This is a genomic window from Arthrobacter sp. ISL-69 (assembly GCF_018613775.1).
In the GTDB taxonomy this organism is placed as follows: Bacteria; Actinomycetota; Actinomycetes; order Actinomycetales; family Micrococcaceae; genus Arthrobacter.
The window spans coordinates 278,119-295,340 of record NZ_JAGGPO010000018.1 but is presented as its reverse complement, the minus strand read 5'-3'; the positions used below and the strand labels follow the sequence as shown (position 1 = coordinate 295,340).

The 17,222-nt window shown below is 65.7% G+C and carries 12 protein-coding genes; 2 read left to right on the top strand and 10 right to left on the bottom strand.

What is annotated here, in order from left to right:
- Window positions 1-143: 143 nt before the first annotated feature.
- The 4 genes from J7I79_RS13620 to J7I79_RS13605 all read right to left on the bottom strand — a co-directional run bounded on the left by J7I79_RS13620 (window position 144) and on the right by J7I79_RS13605 (window position 8,048).
- The gene (locus J7I79_RS13620; protein ID WP_214953907.1) at window positions 144-1,991 is read right to left on the bottom strand and encodes an ABC transporter ATP-binding protein; all 1,848 of its coding nucleotides are present in this window, start codon (window positions 1,989-1,991) and stop codon (window positions 144-146) included.
- A 189-nt stretch (window positions 1,992-2,180) separates the two neighbouring features.
- On the bottom strand, window positions 2,181-3,692 hold the full coding sequence (guaB, locus tag J7I79_RS13615) for an IMP dehydrogenase (RefSeq protein WP_104172102.1): 1,512 nt from the start codon (window positions 3,690-3,692) through the stop codon (window positions 2,181-2,183).
- Window positions 3,693-3,918: 226 nt separating this feature from the next.
- Entirely contained in the window at window positions 3,919-5,976 is a 2,058-nt protein-coding gene (locus J7I79_RS13610; RefSeq protein ID WP_214953905.1) for an acyltransferase family protein, read from the bottom strand.
- Window positions 5,973-8,048, bottom strand: a complete 2,076-nt coding sequence (locus J7I79_RS13605) for an acyltransferase family protein (RefSeq protein ID WP_214953903.1) — start codon at window positions 8,046-8,048, stop codon at window positions 5,973-5,975. The genes J7I79_RS13610 and J7I79_RS13605 overlap by 4 nt, the downstream gene beginning before the upstream one ends.
- 211 nt (window positions 8,049-8,259) lie before the next feature.
- Between J7I79_RS13605 and J7I79_RS13600 the strand changes: the two genes are divergently transcribed.
- On the top strand, window positions 8,260-9,228 hold the full coding sequence (locus tag J7I79_RS13600; protein WP_214953901.1) for a DUF389 domain-containing protein: 969 nt from the start codon (window positions 8,260-8,262) through the stop codon (window positions 9,226-9,228).
- Here the strand turns inward: J7I79_RS13600 and J7I79_RS13595 are convergent.
- The 4 genes from J7I79_RS13595 to J7I79_RS13580 all read right to left on the bottom strand — a co-directional run bounded on the left by J7I79_RS13595 (window position 9,197) and on the right by J7I79_RS13580 (window position 14,013).
- Window positions 9,197-10,315, bottom strand: coding sequence for an NAD(P)/FAD-dependent oxidoreductase (locus J7I79_RS13595; protein WP_214953899.1), 1,119 nt, complete (start codon window positions 10,313-10,315; stop codon window positions 9,197-9,199). The genes J7I79_RS13600 and J7I79_RS13595 overlap by 32 nt on opposite strands.
- Window positions 10,316-10,365: 50 nt before the next feature.
- Window positions 10,366-10,677, bottom strand: a complete 312-nt coding sequence (locus J7I79_RS13590) for a hypothetical protein (protein ID WP_214953897.1) — start codon at window positions 10,675-10,677, stop codon at window positions 10,366-10,368.
- 94 nt (window positions 10,678-10,771) lie between these two features.
- Window positions 10,772-12,406 carry a helix-turn-helix transcriptional regulator gene (locus J7I79_RS13585; protein WP_214953895.1) on the bottom strand — a complete coding sequence of 545 codons (1,635 nt, stop codon included), beginning with the start codon at window positions 12,404-12,406 and terminating at the stop codon, window positions 10,772-10,774.
- Window positions 12,407-12,489: 83 nt separating this feature from the next.
- Entirely contained in the window at window positions 12,490-14,013 is a 1,524-nt protein-coding gene (locus J7I79_RS13580) for an ATP-dependent DNA ligase (RefSeq protein WP_214953893.1), read from the bottom strand.
- 88 nt (window positions 14,014-14,101) lie between these two features.
- Between J7I79_RS13580 and J7I79_RS13575 the strand changes: the two genes are divergently transcribed.
- Window positions 14,102-14,704 carry a dihydrofolate reductase family protein gene (locus J7I79_RS13575; RefSeq protein WP_214953891.1) on the top strand — a complete coding sequence of 201 codons (603 nt, stop codon included), beginning with the start codon at window positions 14,102-14,104 and terminating at the stop codon, window positions 14,702-14,704.
- A gap of 352 nt (window positions 14,705-15,056) precedes the next feature.
- Here J7I79_RS13575 and groL read toward each other — a convergent pair whose 3' ends face one another.
- Together groL and groES are read right to left on the bottom strand one after the other, a co-directional pair.
- Window positions 15,057-16,667 (bottom strand): chaperonin GroEL, encoded by a 1,611-nt coding sequence (gene groL, locus J7I79_RS13570; RefSeq protein WP_104172096.1) that lies wholly within the window; start codon window positions 16,665-16,667, stop codon window positions 15,057-15,059.
- Between the two features lie 84 nt (window positions 16,668-16,751).
- Window positions 16,752-17,045 carry a co-chaperone GroES gene (groES, locus tag J7I79_RS13565; protein ID WP_003805290.1) on the bottom strand — a complete coding sequence of 98 codons (294 nt, stop codon included), beginning with the start codon at window positions 17,043-17,045 and terminating at the stop codon, window positions 16,752-16,754.
- Between the last annotated feature and the right edge of the window lie 177 nt (window positions 17,046-17,222).

Genomic DNA, 17,222 nt, shown 5'->3' with positions numbered 1-17,222 from the left:
ATCTTCGTCCCGTCGGTGGTATTGGGCAGGGCCCGTCAGTCCTTCCGACGAAGGGTCCAGGCGAACCCTGTTCTACTCGCGGCGGTGGAAGATGACCTGGCCACGTGGCGCGACCGGTACGGTACCGCGACTTATGGCCCGCTCTAAGCGTCGAGGCTCAGCTGGGATTCGAACATCCGGAAGTAGCGGCCGCCCAGTGCCACCAGCTCCTTGTGGGTCCCCTGTTCCACGATCTCCCCGTCCTCAAGCATGTAGACAATGTCGGCTTTCTCTATCGTTGCGAGCCGGTGGCTGATGGCAATGATGGTGCTGCTCCGGTCCGCGAAAAGCCGGGTGAAAATCCGGTGCTCGGCCAGCGCATCAATGGCGGACGTCGGCTCGTCCATGACCATGAAGGTGGCGTTCCGGTAAAAGTTCCGGGCCATCGCGAGCCGCTGCCATTGCCCGCCGCTGAGTCCGCTGCCCTTGCGGCCGCGCGGATCCTCCATCCAGTTGCTGACGTGGTTGTCGAGGCCGTTGGGCAGCTTATTGATGAAATCGAGCGCCTCGGCGTCGGAGGCAGACCGGCGGATCCGTTCATCGTCCCGCGGCGAATCGACGTCGCCAAAAAGAATGTTTTCCGCAGCCGTGGCGAACTCGTACTTGAGGAATTCCTGGCTCAGCACCGCCAGATGGCGGTGCCAGGACTTGACGTCGACGGCGGCGAGGTCGACGCCGTCGAGCATCACCTGCCCGGAATCGGGGCGGTAGAGCCCCGCGAGAATTCGGATCAGCGTGGACTTCCCGGCGCCGTTCTCCCCCACGATGGCGATGTGCTGGCCCTCGCGGATGGTCATGGTGATGCCTCGGATCACCTCGATGTCGCTGCCGGTATATGTAAAGCGGATATCCCGCAGCTCCACAGTCTTCGGAGCCTGCAGCAGCGGCGGTGCATGCTCCGAGTGAACCGGCATTGCCATGAATAGCTCGTAGTCCTTGAGGTTCGCCAGGTCCTCGTCGATGGAGCTGAGCGAAGAGACGAGGTTGTTGGCCGTGGACAGCGCCCTGCTGACGATCTGTTGGACGTACAGGAACTGCCCCACAGGCTGCGCGCGGGCGATGATCTGGCCCACCACCCAGATCAGCGAAACGACCTCGGCCCCGTACTGCAGGGCGTCCGCCGCGAGCTGCTTGGGGATGTAGTGCTTTTGGAAATCCAGCCGCCTTTTCTCATCGGCGTCCCTGAGACGGGAGCGCAGTCCCATGAGATGCCCGACGATCCCGTACAGGCGCATCTCGGCAATGTGCTGGGGACGCAGCAGGTTGGTCTCGATCATCCGCCGCTGGCGGCGTGAATCAACCTGCGTGTTCCAGTGGGCAATCTGTTCCCGGGAAAGCTTGAACTGCAGATACACGCTGGGGACGATGGCCACCAGGACAATCACGGCGATCCACCAGCTCACCAGCAGGAGCGCCCCGACCGCCAGGATCACGGAGACCAGTTGCGTGAAGATCGCGGCGATCCGGTCCAGGACCCTGGCATAGGAATCGGAGAACCTCTTGGCGCGGTCGTAGAGGTCAACCGTCTCCTTGTCGTCGTAGCGCCAGAATTCGAGGGCGAGGAAGCGCTCATACATCTGGTCGCCGACAATCGCCCCCACCTTGAAGCTCATGAGCTGCTGGATGTAGCGGTCCACACTGCTGAAAGCGCCCCAGAACAGGCCCAGGGCGGCTGTGATGATGACGTAGATGATTGCCTGCTGGCCGGCAGCGGCATCACCGGAATAAGCGGCGGCCAGGGCGGTGGTGGTCAGCGCAGCAAAGTAGGTGGTGACCAAGGGCAGCAGCGCCGAGATCAGCGAGCCGACCACCTTCATCACGACGGCGGCCGGCGAGGCACGGAAGCTGACCCGCAGCACCTGTGCCACTGCCCGGGCGTAGGGCCTCACAGCGAGTTTTCGCTTGGGATCCCGCTTGGGGCTCAGTTCTGCGGGATGGCGTGGTTCGGGCATGACTACAGCCTAGTTCCGCACGCCCTGGCCGGGCGGCAGGGTCAGTACTTCTCGCCGTACTCGTACTCGGGTTGTCACGCATCCCCCATGCAGTCAGCGTGGAATCCCCGCGGTCACGGCCGACGATACAGGCGCAGACACAAAGCGGGCCATGGGGACAGTTCCCCATGGCCCGCTTGAACAGTGTTCTTAACGTGAACCGTAGTTCGGAGCTTCAACCGTCATCTGGATGTCGTGCGGGTGCGATTCCTTGAGTCCGGCCGGCGTGATGCGGACGAACTTGCCCCGTGCCTTCAGCTCGGCCACGGTCGGAGCGCCGGTGTAGAACATGGTCTGGCGGAGGCCGCCGACCAGCTGGTAGGCAACTGATGCCAGCGGGCCGCGGTAGGCGACGCGGCCTTCGATGCCTTCCGGGATCAGCTTGTCGTCGCCGGACACGTCCGCCTGGAAGTAACGGTCCTTGGAGTAGGACGTGTTCTTGCCGCGCGTCTGCATGGCCCCGAGGGATCCCATGCCGCGGTAGCTCTTGAACTGCTTGCCGTTGACGAAGATCAGCTCGCCGGGTGATTCGTCACAGCCGGCCAGCAGGGATCCGAGCATCACGGTGTCGGCGCCGGCAACCAGCGCCTTGCCGATGTCGCCCGAGTACTGGAGGCCGCCGTCGGCAATCAGCGGAACGCCGGCCGGGATGGCCGCCTTAGCGGACTCGTAGATGGCGGTGATCTGCGGGACGCCCACACCCGCCACAACGCGGGTGGTGCAGATGGAGCCCGGGCCCACGCCCACCTTGATGCCGTCGGCACCGGCGTCGATCAGCGCCTGCGCACCCTCGCGGGTGGCGGCCTGGCCGCCGATGATGTCCACGTGCGCCGCCACGGGATCGGACTTCAGGCGGCGGATCATGTCCAGCACGCCCTGGGAGTGCCCGTTGGCGGTGTCCACGAACAGGGCATCCACACCGGCGTCGATGAGGGCCATGGCACGTTCCCAGCCGTCACCGAAGAAGCCGATGGCGGCGCCGACGCGCAGCCGGCCTTCGTCGTCCTTCGTGGCCAGCGGGTACTGCTCCGCCTTGGTGAAGTCCTTGGTGGTGATGAGGCCCTTGAGCCGGCCCTGCTCGTCCACAAGGGGAAGTTTTTCAATCTTGTTGGTGGCCAGCTTGTGCGAGGCCTCCTCGCGGCTGATGCCCACGTGCCCGGTGACCAGGGGCATCTTGGTCATGACATCGCTGACCAGGCGGATCGGGAAATCCGCTTCCGGCACGAAGCGGGTGTCGCGGTTGGTGACGATGCCCAGCAGCCGCATGCCCTCGTCCACAACGGGCAGGCCGGAGACGCGGTAGTGCGAGCAGATCTCGTCCAGCTCGGCCAGCGTCGCTTCCGGCCCGATGGTCAGCGGGTTGGTGATCATCCCGGACTCGCTGCGCTTCACGCGGTCAACCTGGTCGGCCTGGTCCTGGATGGACAGGTTGCGGTGAACCACGCCGAGGCCGCCCTGGCGGGCCATGGCGATGGCCATCCGGGACTCCGTGACGGTGTCCATGGCCGCGGAGAGCAGCGGTGTCTGGACGGAGATGCGCTTGGAAATGCGCGAGGACGTGTCTGCCTCTGACGGGATGACGTTGGTGTGTCCGGGCAGGAGCAGGACGTCGTCGTAGGTCAGGCCGATGAAGCCGAACGGGTTGTGTTCGGGCTGGGTCATGAGTGCGCCTCTTACCTTAATTTCTGGGGTTCACGGGTAGGGGTTGCAACTGATGACCAGCCCGTCATTACGGGACTGGCCTGTGCAGAATTTCGTGCGGGGGTTGCTACGTTCGTGCGGAAGTATTGAATAAATTCTAGAACCTCGGCGGCGATCCCCATATTCCGCGGCGGTAATGTGAGGAACCGCACCCGCCGGCCCCGGCTCCGGCGGGGTGCCCGCCGGCTCAGGTCCAGCCGGTGGCGGCGAGCAGCCGCTTCTCGAACATGGGAATCATGCTCTGCACGTACGTCTTGGTCAGATGGTTGTCATCCTTGTAGACGTATACGTTGCCCACCACGGCCGGACAAATGCCGTCCGCGCAGATGAAGTCGCTCAGGTCCATCAGGTGGAGGCCGTCCACCTTGCCGCGGTATTCGTCCAGCGGTGACGAGCCGGCGAGCGATTCACTGAGCGGCGGATTGCACTCCTCCGCGGCGGCGCCCCTCTTCTGTACGCACTCCGGCATGTTGAAACCGAAGCGCGGGTTGTCCCGGACTCCCACGACGTCCATGCCGGCGTCGGTGAACGGTTTGATGCCCTCAAGGTAACCCGGCACTTCCGTTTCGAACGGCGCCTCCACGTGCGTCTGTGACGCAACGGTGAACACCGCGTCCGGCTTGTGCTCAAGCACATATTCCGCGCTGGCCTTGTTGAAGGCATTGCACTCCGCGTCCCGCTCGGCCGACTCTGCGCCGAAGCGGCAGCTGCCCTTTAGGAGGGTGACCACTTCCCAGCCGTGCTCCTTGGCGATCGGGCCCAGCGCGGCCATGTACTGCTGCGCGTGCGAATCGCCAAGCACTACGATCCGTTTGGTGACAACTTCGGGTTTGCTGTTCTGCAGGCAGCCGGACAGCAGCGGATCACTGGGCACGTTGCCGTCCGTGCACAGCCCGTCGATATCCGCCCACTCATCCTTCATGGCAGCAGGCGCCGGGATGATCTTCGCTTCCGGCGTCGGCTTACCCGCGTTTTCCGGGGCCAGGGCTGCGGCGCCGGGAGTCAGTTCCCTGGGCTGCGCGGCGGCGGCGGCTTCCTCGGCAGTCAGGTTGGTCTGCCACAGGGACACCGGCCCGGCGAGCAGCGCGCCGCAGGCCACAATCACGACGGCGTTGCGCCAGATCCGCCGCTGCGGCCAGTGCCATTCACGCAGGGGCTTCTCCACAAAGCGGGTGGTGAGGACGGCCATGACCACGGAAGCGGCCACGATCGCGAGGCCCTGGACGAGGTTGGGTGCCACAATTCCGGTGCCGGCGAGGGCAAGGACCAGCAGCGGCCAATGCCAGAGGTACAGCGCGTAGGAGTTGTCGCCGAGGGACACAAGCGGTTTCCAGCTCAGCAGGCGGTCGGCGCCGAAGCGGCTGCCGCTCTGGCCGGCCACGATGATGGCGGCGGCCGCCAAGGTGGGCCACAGCGCCACGAACCCGGGAAAGGACCGGTCCACGGTCAGCAGCAGGCCGCAGGAGACCATGGCCGCGACGCCTGTCCAGCCCAGGATGACCCGGACGATTTTTCCGGGCTTCAGGTAGGGCAGCGCCAACGCGAGGAGTGAGCCCAGCGCGAATTCCCACAGCCTGGTCCGGGTGTCGAAGTAGGCGTAGGCCTGGTTCGTGGCGGTCTGGTCAATGGAGTAGGCAAGCGACACGGCAAAGATCGCCCCGAAGGCAACGGCCAGGAGCAGCCGGTAGCTGACGGCCGGCCGGCGGAGGACCCGGTGCAGCACGGCCACTCCCGCAAACACGAGCGGCCACAGAATGAAGACCTGCCCCTGGATGGACAGCGACCAGAAATGCTGGAGCGGGCTCGCGCCCGAGTGGTCCTGGGCGTAGTAGTCGACGGCCGAGTCCGCGAGCAGCCAGTTCTGCCGGTAGAGCAGGGAGGCCCATGCCTCGTCCAGGACGTCCGGCCAGCGGCTTTGGGGCAGGATGGCCCACGTCCCGATGAGGACTCCCAGAATAACCACGACGGCGGCCGGCAGCAGCCGCTTGAAGAGGTGCAGCCAGTGGCTGACCAGCTTGAGGGGGCTGCCGTTTTCCACCTTGCGGACGAACGAGAGCGTAAGCAGGAAAGCGGAGATGAGCAGGAAGATGTCCACGCCCCCGGATACCCGGCCCAGCCAGACGTGGTACGTGACCACCATCAGCACGGCGAGGGCCCGAAGGCCCTGGACCTCCGGGCGGTACTCCTTCCTGGCCGCCTTGTCGCCGCTGGCGTTGTTAGTTTCCGTCAGTGTTTGCGCCGTCATTGTTCCTTCCAGCCGGTTGCCGCCAACAGCCGATCCCCGAATGCGGATGACATGCTGGCGACGTACGTGCGGCTGAGGTGATTGTTGTCCAAATAGACAAAGGTGTTTCCGACGACTCCCGGGCAATTGGTGCCGTCACAGATCAGGTCGGTCATGTCCATAAAGGTCATGCCGCGGACTTTTCCCTCCAGTGGTGCAAACGGACTCTCGGTGGCCAGCAGGTTGGCCTGGGCAGGCCGGCAATCCGGGCTGTCTTTGCCTTTCGTCACCACGCAGTCGGCCATGTTGAAGTCGAACCGTGGATTGTCCCGGATGGCAACCACGTCGATGCCCTGACCCGTCCATGTTGTGGCCAGTTCCTCGAGCCCGGGGGTGAGGACTTCGGCAGGGGACGAAGGCGCCGCTGCCGTTCCGACCAGCATGATGGCGTCGGGAGGGTTCTTGGCAATCTGCTCCTGCACCGCATCGTTGTAGGCGGCGCAGTCCGGGTTCGTTGCACGGAAATCATCTGTCGACGGCTGGACCTGGCATCCGCCCTTGAGCATCGCGTAGACGGTCCAATCTTTTTGTTCCCCGACGGCTGCGATGGCTGCGAGCCACTGCTGCGCGTGCGAATCGCCCAGCACCAGAACGGATTTCGACGAGTCGTCGGATTCCCGGCTTTGGCTGCATGTGTTCCGGACTGCATCGTCGGCAGGCTCCAGCGCACCCGTGCAGGGGCCGGAGAGAGTTGCCCAGTCCACGGGCAGCTGCTCCGCGGCAGGCAGTATCGTGGCGTCGCTGTCACTCTTGTCAACAAACCCGGGAATCAACGCCTGCGCGCCCGGGTTGTTCCGCTGGGCAGCGGCCTGCGCCGCCTCGGCCGCGAAATGCTGCTGCATCTGGACTCCGGTCAGGGGGACCACAACGATGAGCAGGCACGCGGCCACCGAGACAGCTGCGCGGCGGCGGTTGACCTCGGGCCATTTCCACTCCCGCCACGGCTTCTCGACAAAGCGGGTGGTGAGGTACGCCAGCCCCATCGACACGACGATGATGACGGCACCGGAGAGGGGTCCGGCGTGGTCGCGCCCCGTTGCGGCGAGGGCGATGACCAGGACTGGCCAATGCCACAGGTACAGGGCGTAGGAGTTGTCCCCGAGCCGGACAAGCGGGCCGGTGCTCAGGATCCTGTCCACACCGAACCGGCTTCCGGTTTGTCCTGCGGCGATAACGCTGGCCGCCGCGAGCGTTGGCCAGAGCGCGGCAACGCCAGGGAAGGCCGCCTGGACGTTGAGCAGGATTCCGCAGCTGAGCATGGCCAGGATGCCCACCCAGCCCATGATGATGCGTCCCGTCCGGGGAATGCGAAGGCCGGGCAGAATCAGCGCCACGAGGGTACCGAGCGCGAATTCCCACAGGCGCGCACCGGTGTCGAAGTAGGCCTGCGCCTGGTTGGTGATGGTGAAGACGATCGAGTAGGTGAGGGACACCAGGAAGACCCCGGCGAAGATGTAGCAGAGCAGGATGCGGTAGTGCAGCCGGAACCGTTTGGCGAGGAGTGCGGCGCCGGCAAACGCCAGCGGCCAAAGAATGAAGACCTGGCCCTGGATGGACAGGGACCAGAAGTGCTGGAACGGGCTGGCCAGGCTGTGGTCAGTCGCGTAGTAGTCGACGGCACGCGCCTGGAGCAATGCGTTTTCATAGTAGAAGAGGGACGCCCAGGCCTGGTCCATGATGTCCAGCCAGCGGGTGCGCGGCAGGAGAACGTAGCTCGCCGCCAGGGTGGCGGTTATGGCCGTGACGGCTGCCGGCAAAAGGCGCCGGAAAAGGTGCAGCCAGTGCTTGAGCAAGGCCATCGGCCGGCCCTGCTCGTACTTGCCTACGAACTGCAGCGTCATGAGGAAGGCAGAGATGAGCAGGAACACATCAACGCCGCCCGACACCCGGCCAAACCAGACGTGGTAGCTGACCACCATCAGTACGGCCAGGGAACGCAGGCCCTGGATTTCGGGCCGGAACTTTGATTTTCGGTTCGGCTCAACGCCGGCGCCATTGCGGCGCGGCGAGGCTAGGGCTCTCGCTACAGACATAGAAAAACCCCTCAAGCGGATAGACAAAGCGTCCATGTTACCGAATCGTAATGTTCATCGCCAATCGCCGGCGCAGCGAAGGAGCCCCGCCTCCCATTAAGTCACTGCAAGCTGGGAGTTTCCAGAGCAGTGCTCCGGCCGTCGGCCGGTCCGGAAACTAGGCTGGTGCGAGGCCGGACCGTGAAGCCGGCAACACTGAGGAGTGGCCAACATGATCGTTCAGGTGCGCATCTGCATACCCGCGGAGCTCTCGGACCTTGTGGTGGAAAGCTGCACACAGCAAACCGGGACGGCGGAAGTGGCCGTCCACAAAGGCGCGTCCATCCAGCCGCCCGGCGATGTGGTGGTGGTCCACCTCGCCAGGGAATCGGTGGAGGAGCTGCTCGAAAAGCTGCATGTCCTGAAGGCTCAGGAGCTGGGTTCCATTTCCATCTCCATGCCGGAGCTGGTGCTCTCCCGGCGTGCCGACCAGGCCGAAGCCGCAGCACCCGGCGACGGGGCCGACGCCGTGATCTGGGACGAGGTGACCCGCCAGACGGGAGAGGATGCGCGCCTCACGTGGAGCTACTTGGCGTTCCTTGTCCTGGCAACCCAGCTGGCCGCCATTGGCATCGTCACGAATTCGACCATCGCCATTGTCGGGGCCATGGCGGTCGGGCCGGAGTTCGGGCCACTCGCAGCCCTGGCAGTCGCGCTGGCCCAGCGCAAATGGAAGCTGGGTCGGAGTGCCGCCCTGGCGTTGGGCGTCGGTTTCCCGGTAGCCATGCTCCTGGCTGCCCTGAGCGCCTGGCTTTCGGTGCCGCTGGGGCTCTTTCCCGCCAATGCCCTCGACACCGGGTCCGCCGTCGAGTTCATCTACCATCCCGGCCCCTACTCGCTGATCGTTGCCGTACTGGCCGGCGCCGCCGGGATGCTCTCGCTGATCAGCCGCCGCTCGGCCGCCCTGGTCGGGGTCTTCATTTCCGTGACCACGGTTCCCGCTGCAGGCTTTGTGGCAGTTGCGCTCGTCCTGGGCGAATACCAGAAAGCGGCAGGATCGGCGGTTCAGCTGCTGCTGAACCTGGTGGGAATCGTGGCTTCGGCTCTGGCCGTGCTGATCTTCTATCGCATGATCACCAGGCGGCTGCCGGAGAGCATGGCCCGGCGGCTCAGGAACCAGGCGCTGCGTGCCCGAGGCTAGCCGGCGGCCGGATCTTCCCGGCCAGGTATCGGGCGTCCCGGCATGAACCGGGGAGGGTCGCCGAAACCGCGGCGTACATGAATTCCTCGCCCAGGAAGAACAGCCCGGGCATGTCGGTCGCGACGCCGCGGTGCTGTCTGGGCCGCCCGCCGCCGTCGAACACCCGCGGCTCGATCCAGTCGAACGATTCACGGTAGCCGGTGCACCAGATCACGTTGGACACATCATTAAGGGGGCTGCCTGCCACAACGGGCTGTCCGTCCTGCACACCGGTGACCCTCGGGACGAACTCGACGCCGGCGGCAGCCAGGTCTTTGCTCTTGGTCCTGATCAGGGGGTCGGCATGGGTCAGCTTGTGTGGTGCCGCCTTGCGGCCAATCGGAGTGTCAAGCGTGAGCACATGGAGCCCGAGGAAACGCACCACGGGGAGGGCGAAGCGCGCCGCGGCCCGTCCGTGCCGCACCGGCAGCTCGCCGCCCGGCTTGCCCGCGATCACCGTGGGGTGCGTCCGGCTGACTTCAAGGGCAATTTCCGCTCCCGAGTTTCCCAGCCCCACAATGAGGACACGGCCGTCCTGGAGCTGGCCCGGATTCCGGTATTCGCTGGAGTGCAGTTGGATTATGGACGGCGCAAGCTCTGCCGCAAAGTCCGGCAGCCTGGGCGCCTGGGTGCTGCCGGTGGCCACAACGACGTTGCCGGCTTCCCACCGGCGGCCGTCCGAGGCCGCCACGTACCGTCCCTGTTCGCGCCAGAGCCTCTCGACCCGGATGCCGCTGCGAACCGGGAGGTCAAAAGCGGCGGCGTAGGCTTCAAGGTAGTCCGCGAGCTCGTCCTTGGTTGGGAAGGACAGCCGGTCTCCCGGAAACGGCAAACCGGGCAGGCCGTCGTACTTCGCCGGTGTGAACAGCCTCAGGGTGTCCCAGCGCTGCCGCCAGGCGTCGCCGATTCGCGCATTCGCGTCCAGGATCAGGAATCTCCGGTCCTGGCGCTTGAGGTAGTGCCCCATGGCAAGGCCGGCCTGTCCCCCTCCGATGACCAGGGTGTCGAGTACCTCGCGTGCCCCGCCGTCGTCGTTCCTGTTGTTCATTGTGGTGCCTCCTGTTCAGGCGCTGCGGATTCATTCGATGAACCGTCCCGTCAGTTGGCGGGCGCCCCGCTGATTCCCGGCCGCCCTCCATCCGGACCGGGCCGTACGTTCCTGTAGCGCAGCCACCACACGAGCATCAGTGCGGATGCAACTACGTATACCGCGTGGAGCAGCCAGATCGGCCCGGCCGGCAGGTGGAACACGTAGACGGAATGGACAGCGTTGGCCACGTTGCTCAGGACCAGGTTGCTGAGGCTGTACGACGCCAGGTCCTTGGTCCGCGCCGCCTTGAGGAGCATCGGCAACATTCCAAGGGCGAACAGCACGGTCGAGAACGTGCCGGCCAGGACGGGAAGGTTCATGTTTTGAGGCTACGGGCGGGGGCCCATGGCCCGCGTCGGCTAAATTATGCAATTCTGCAGCGGACGCCGATGGGTGATTTTGTGCAGTTCGCCGTCATCCGGCGAGCCCGTGCTCGAAGGCGTATCTGGTAGCCGCCGCCCGTGAGGACAGCCCCAGCTTCAGGAAGATGTTGCTGATGTGCCGGGCCACGGTTTTTTCGCTGAGATACAGCTCTGCGGCGATGGCACGATTTCCCTGGCCCGAGGCCACGAGCCGCAGCACTTCGGTTTCCCGCGGGGACAGCGGTCCCTTGGCGCCGCTGTTTCCTTCGCGCGTCAGGGCGGCCGCCCAGGCGGCAGCAGGCGCTGCGCCCAGTTCCAGTAATTCCGCCTGCGCCGCTTCAAAGTCCATCAGGGCCGACGTTTCATCGCCGAGGGCGCGGCACGCGGAGCCGATCAGCACGCGGCAGCGGGCGGCCTCATAGGGAACGCCGAGTTCAAGCCACAACCGCCAGGCCTCCCGCAAGGGTTGCGTGGCTGCCGCGGCATCGCCGGTTGCGAGACGGAGAGCGCCCACCGCCTGGCCGGCAAAGGCACGGACCATGGAGGTAGGGCATTCGCGGGCCATGACCTCCAGCTCCTGAACGCCTCGCCGCGCGGCTTCCGGATCGGACGCAGCCAGTTCGATCTCCACCAGTGCCGGCAGCATGTTCCGGCGGGTAGCGAGGTCGGCCGCGTCAGCCGCCCGCCGGATCATCGCTTGGGCCTGGTGCGCATTTCCCCGGGCCAGCCAAAGGAGTGCTAGGCCCGGCTGCGGCTCGTAGCCGGTCCGGGCTGCCTGCTTGTAGGACGCTTCGGCGTCGTCCAGTTTTCCACTAAGCCGTTCCACCTCGCCCTGCTGGTAGTAGGCGCCGTAAAGTGCTTGCGGGTCTCCCTTGACGGAGAGTCCCTGCGCTGCCCCGGCTGCCATCAGCGCCTCGTCCCACGCCCCATGCAGCATAAAGAGTTCGGCGCGGTGTGCCTGGCACTGGCCGCTGAAGGACACCATGTCAGGGCGTGCACTACACCAGCGGTCCAGGGCCGCCGTCCATTCCAGCGCCCTCTCCAGGTCGAAGGCCAGGTGGCAGTTGCCGATGACTGCGCAGTAGATAATCCCTGACGGAATCGCCGAGAGCTCACCGGCCGTCACGGCCACCATCACCTCGTCGAACATCTTGAGTCCTTTGTCAGGATGGCCAAGCATCAGGGTGGCCTGGGCCGTGCCGAGGAGGCCCAGTGCAGACAGGTCTCTGTCGTGGAACCGCTGGCCGAATTCAGCCACGCGGGAGAAGGCATGCAAGGCGCCCGCCGGATCACCGCCGTAAAGTTTGCCCAGGCCCTCCGGGAGGAGCAGGAGGCCCTGCACGGCGCCAGGCTCGGCCATTTCATCCACGAGGCGCTGGCCGCGGGCAAACCACCCTCCGGCCCGGGCCTGTTCCCCGAAGAACATCAGTTGCATGCCCATCCAGCCCGCGCAGCGTGCGGCGCTTTCGACATCGCCCATCACCAGGTACTCCTCGTGGGAGCGGGTCAGGGTGTCCAGCCCCGTGGTGCCGGCACCAGTCAGGATCTCGGCAGTAGCCAGCCGTTCAAGGTCGGCAGCCGGCAGCCCGCCGCGCTCATCTGCGTCGCGGAAGCGCCTCCGGGCTTCGGTCCAGCGATGCTCCTGAAATGCTGACCTGCCCCGGTCGATGTCCGTCTCGGCTGACATGCTGGCCTCCTGATACCACCCGCCCGGCCGGTTAAGCGTCACGGTACGCCCGCCGGAGAACCGGCACAAGCGGACCGCCGGTGCTACGAACGCAGCAGCGTGCGCAGTGTCTGGATGGTGTCTGCCTCTGCCGCCGTCTTGTCGTCACGGTAGCGCTTGACGCGTGCGAACCGAAGGGCAATGCCGCCCGGATAGCGCGGGGAGTTCTGCACGCCGTCAATTGCTATTTCGACGACGGTGATGGGCTCCAGCCAGACGGTCCCCGCAGTGCGCCGCACCTCAAGTTCCTGGAACCTCCCGGTCTGCCACCGCAGCAGCGCGTCGGTGAGGCCCTTGAAGGTCTTGCCCACCATCACGTAGCCGCCGGGTTCGCCGAACTCACCGGCCGGGTCGAGGGCTCCGAGGTGCAGGTTCGACAGCAGCCCCGTGCGCCGTCCTGACCCCCACTCGCAGGCAAGCACCACCAGGTCATAGGTGAGCACGGGTTTCACCTTGACCCAGTTGGAACCGCGCCGGCCGGCGCCGTAGGCCGATCCGACCGCCTTGACCACCACTCCCTCGTGCCCCGCGTCGAGCGCATCCCGCGACACTCGTTCAGCCACGTCCGGATCCACCGTGATCTCCCCGGGGATCCGGTGCCCCGGGGCGATACGTTCCAGCACGCCGATGCGCGTGGACAGCGGCTCGTCGAGGAGGTTCCGGCCGTCAAGGTGCAGTACGTCGAAGAACCATGGATGCAGCACGGTGGTGCGTGCCGCGTCCGCCCCGAACCGGGACATGGTTTCCTGGAAGGGCCGCGGGCCGCCGTCCTCATCGAGGGCGAGGGTCTCGCCGTCGAGGATCACATCGTGCACCGGAAGGCTGCGCACTACTGCCACCACCTCGGGCAGCCGGTGGGTCACCTCCGCAAGTGTGCGTGTAAAGATGCGTACTTCGTCGCCGGCGCGGTGCACCTGGATGCGCGCGCCGTCGAGCTTGTATTCCACGGACGCCTTCCCCGTGATCTCCAGCGCCGCGCTGGTACTTGCCGCGGTTGACGCGAGCATGGGCTGCACGGGACGGCCCACGACGAGGCCCACGGCGTCAAGCTCTGCGGCCGTGCCCGTGATGGCCAGCAGGGCGGTTCCGCCGAGGTCGCCGGAGAGCATCGCGGCGCGGCGCACGGCGTCGATGGGCCGATCGGCGGCGCGGGCGATGGCATCCGTCAGCACCCCCTCCAGCGCACCGGTTCGCAGTTCGCCGAGCAGCACGCCGGCGATGAATGCCTGTTCGCGCTCGGTGGCGGCGGCAGTGAGCAATTTAAGAGCCGCGGCGCGCTCGGCGGCCGATCCGGCGCCTGCCGTGCCGAGCAGCCGATCCAAAGCAGCGTCGAGATCCGCGACCGTAAGGCTCGGCTCGCCGGCCGGCTCACCCATGGCTGCTGCCATACCGCGCCAGCCGACCCCCACCCGGCCCTGCCGCGGCCTGGCGATGAGCAGGCCGACGGCCGCTGCGATGTCTGCGGGCTCGAGCCGGCGCAGCAGGCCTGCCAATGCATCGACCTTCGCGAGCCGTGAGCGGGTGGACGCGACGGCATCCGTGGTCCTCACGAGCTCCTCGAGCAGCATGGGACCAGTCTGCCACGCCTGCCGGCGCCGAACACGGATCCGGCCGGCGGCGCTGGACAGTTCCGGACCACAGTTCGAGAATGAACGCATGGGAATCATCGTCGCGAACCTGTTCATCACCCTCGACGGCGTCTACCAGGGGCCCGGCGGCCGCGAAGAGGACACTGAGGGTGGCTTCGCTTTCGGGGGCTGGCAGGCGCCGGTATCCGACAACGAGGCTGAGGCGGCCATCGAGTCCGAGATCAGCAACATCGATGCCCTGCTGCTCGGCCGGAAGACCTACGATATCTTCGCTGCATATTGGCCCCACCAGTCCGACGACATCGGCGGCACGCTCAACCGGGTGCCGAAGTTCGTGGTCTCCAGCAGCCTGACTGATCCCGGCTGGGCCGGCACTACGGTGCTGCCGGATGCCGCCTCCGCAGGACGGCTTCGCGAGGAGTACGGCCAGGTGCACATGTTCGGCAGCGGCGTCCTCATTCGCTCACTGCTGGCGGCGGATGTGATCGACCGCCTCCACTTCTGGCTCTATCCGGTCACCCTGGGCCAGGGCAAACGCCTGTTCGACGCCGGCACGATCCCCGCTTCCTTCCGCCTCACCGAGCCGGCGCGCACCTTCCCGAAGGGAGCGGTTTCGCTGGTCTACGAGCGTGCGGGCGACGTGGAAACGCAGGAAATGGGGGCCACGTAATGGGCAAGGTCATCGCAGCCATCACCACGTCGGTTGACGGCTACATCACCGGCCCCGAGGACGGGCCCGACTACGGCCTGGGCAAGGGCGCGGAGAGCGCCTGCACTACTGGGTGATGGGTGGTCCATGGACCTACGACGGCGGACGCTGTTCGTGCTCACACACCGCCTGCGGGACCAGCCGGCGGCTGCGTCCGGTTTTACCTTCGTGTCCGGGCTCGACGTTCGCCACGCACGTGCGCTACGCGGTCAAAAGGTAGGCGACGTCCCGCGCACCCGGGACGCAAAGAACCGGCCCAGCAACGCTGGACCGGTTCTTTGTTCGCACAGGTGAGGAAGACGGCGGCTACAAGCTAGTGCTGGTGGCCTGCGTGCTCGTCCTCGTCGGCCGGCTTTTCGACAACGAGGGTCTCGGTGGTGAGAACCAGCGCTGCGATGGAGGCGGCGTTGCGGAGGGCTGCGCGCGTCACCTTGACGGGGTCGATGACTCCGGCAGCGATGAGGTCTTCGTATTCGCCGGTCTTGGCGTTGAAGCCGTGGTGGATGGCGGATTCCGCGACCTTGGCAGCGACGACATAGCCGTCAAAGCCGGCGTTCTGGGCGATCCAGCGCACAGGCTGGACCAGTGCGCGGCGCACGATGCCCACAGCTGCTGCTGCATCACCTTCGAGCGCCGTGACGGCAGGGTCCTCGTCCAGTGCCTTCAGGGCGTGGATGAGGGCGGAACCGCCACCGGCAACGATGCCTTCTTCGAGGGCAGCGCGGGTGGAGGACACGGCGTCCTCGATGCGGTGCTTCTTTTCCTTCAGCTCAACCTCGGTGGCTGCGCCGACCTTGATCACACCGATGCCGCCGGCCAGCTTGGCCAGGCGCTCCTGCAGCTTTTCCTTGTCCCAGTCGGAGTCGGTGCGGGTCAGCTCGGCGCGCAGCTGGGCAACCCGTGCCGCAACGTCCTCTGCCGATCCGGCACCATCAACGATGGTGGTGTTGTCCTTGGTGACCGTGATGCGGCGGGCCGTACCCAGCACCTCAAGGCCAACGGAGTCCAGGCTGAGGCCCAGTTCCGGGGAGACAACCTGTGCACCGGTGAGGGTGGCGATGTCCTGCAGCATTGCCTTGCGGCGGTCACCGAAGCCCGGAGCCTTGACGGCAACGACGTTCAGGGTGCCGCGGATGCGGTTGACGATCAGCGTGGACAGTGCCTCGCCGTCGACGTCTTCGGCAATGATGAACAGCGGCTTGGAGCTCTGCAGCGCCTTCTCCAGCAGCGGCAGGAAGTCCTGCACCGAGGAGATCTTGCCCTGGTTGATCAGGATGAGGGCGTCTTCAAGGACAGCTTCCTGGCGTTCCGCGTCGGTGACGAAGTACGGGGACAGGTAGCCCTTGTCGAACTGCATGCCCTCGGTGAGGACCAGTTCGGTCTGCGTGGTGGAGGACTCCTCGATGGTGATCACACCATCCTTGCCGACCTTGCCGAAAGCCTCGGCCAGGAGCTCGCCGATCTCGTCGCTCTGTGCCGAAATGGCGGCGACGTTGGCGACCTGGGTGCCTTCGACCGGGCGGGCGTTCTCGAGCAGGCGGGCAGCAACGGCTTCCACTGAAACCTCGATGCCGCGCTTGATCTGGCCCGGAGCGGCGCCAGCCGCAACGTTGCGCAGGCCTTCCTTGACCAGTGCCTGTGCCAGGACGGTGGCCGTGGTGGTGCCGTCACCGGCAACATCGTTGGTCTTGGTGGCGACTTCCTTGGCCAGCTGTGCGCCAAGGTTTTCGAACGGGTCATCCAGTTCGACTTCACGGGCGATGGTCACGCCGTCGTTCGTGATGGTGGGAGCGCCCCACTTCTTGTCCAGCACGACGTTGCGGCCGCGCGGGCCGAGCGTCACCTTGACCGTGTTGGCGAGCTTGTCGATGCCGGCTTCAAGCGACCGGCGGGCAGCGTCGTTAAACGCAAGCTGCTTTGCCATGGTTTTGTCCTTTCAAGACAGAAACCCCGCGCAGCTGATCTGTCAGACATGCATCAGACGATCGGCGGCGCGGGGGTCCAAGAGTTACTTTACGACGATCGCCAGAACGTCGCGGGCGGACAGCACGAGGTACTCGGTGCCGCCGGTCTTGACTTCGGTTCCGCCGTACTTCGAGTAGATAACAACGTCGCCGACGGCTACGTCGACCGGAACACGGTTGCCGTCTTCGAAGCGGCCGGGGCCTACTGCGACAACTTCGCCTTCCTGCGGCTTCTCCTGCGCGGAGTCCGGGATAACCAGGCCGGAAGCCGTGGTCTGCTCGGCTTCGAGCGGGCGGACAACAATACGATCCTCAAGAGGCTTAATAGAGACCGACACTCGGACCTCTCCTTCTACGTCAGTAAATTCATGGACTGGAAAACTGTTGCGCCTCGGCGTGCAAACCGTCGTCGCGGTGCCGGCAGCAGCGTGGCTGGCAGTTCTCCATGTGTTAGCACCCTCCTAGGGAGAGTGCTAATGATGACTCTATGTAAGTGGTTAGCACTCGGTCAAGGC

What these genes read in the sequence shown, in the direction of transcription:
- J7I79_RS13595 (WP_214953899.1), bottom strand. Translation starts at nt 10,315, where the DNA reads ATGAACAACAGGAACGACGACGGCGGGGCACGCGAGGTACTCGACACC.
- J7I79_RS13585 (WP_214953895.1), bottom strand. Translation starts at nt 12,406, where the DNA reads ATGTCAGCCGAGACGGACATCGACCGGGGCAGGTCAGCATTTCAGGAG.
- J7I79_RS13575 (WP_214953891.1), top strand. Translation starts at nt 14,102, where the DNA reads ATGGGAATCATCGTCGCGAACCTGTTCATCACCCTCGACGGCGTCTAC.
- J7I79_RS13590 (WP_214953897.1), bottom strand. Translation starts at nt 10,677, where the DNA reads ATGAACCTTCCCGTCCTGGCCGGCACGTTCTCGACCGTGCTGTTCGCC.
- J7I79_RS13620 (WP_214953907.1), bottom strand. Translation starts at nt 1,991, where the DNA reads ATGCCCGAACCACGCCATCCCGCAGAACTGAGCCCCAAGCGGGATCCC.
- groL (WP_104172096.1), bottom strand. Translation starts at nt 16,667, where the DNA reads ATGGCAAAGCAGCTTGCGTTTAACGACGCTGCCCGCCGGTCGCTTGAA.
- J7I79_RS13610 (WP_214953905.1), bottom strand. Translation starts at nt 5,976, where the DNA reads ATGACGGCGCAAACACTGACGGAAACTAACAACGCCAGCGGCGACAAG.
- J7I79_RS13580 (WP_214953893.1), bottom strand. Translation starts at nt 14,013, where the DNA reads ATGCTGCTCGAGGAGCTCGTGAGGACCACGGATGCCGTCGCGTCCACC.
- J7I79_RS13605 (WP_214953903.1), bottom strand. Translation starts at nt 8,048, where the DNA reads ATGTCTGTAGCGAGAGCCCTAGCCTCGCCGCGCCGCAATGGCGCCGGC.
- J7I79_RS13600 (WP_214953901.1), top strand. Translation starts at nt 8,260, where the DNA reads ATGATCGTTCAGGTGCGCATCTGCATACCCGCGGAGCTCTCGGACCTT.
- guaB (WP_104172102.1), bottom strand. Translation starts at nt 3,692, where the DNA reads ATGACCCAGCCCGAACACAACCCGTTCGGCTTCATCGGCCTGACCTAC.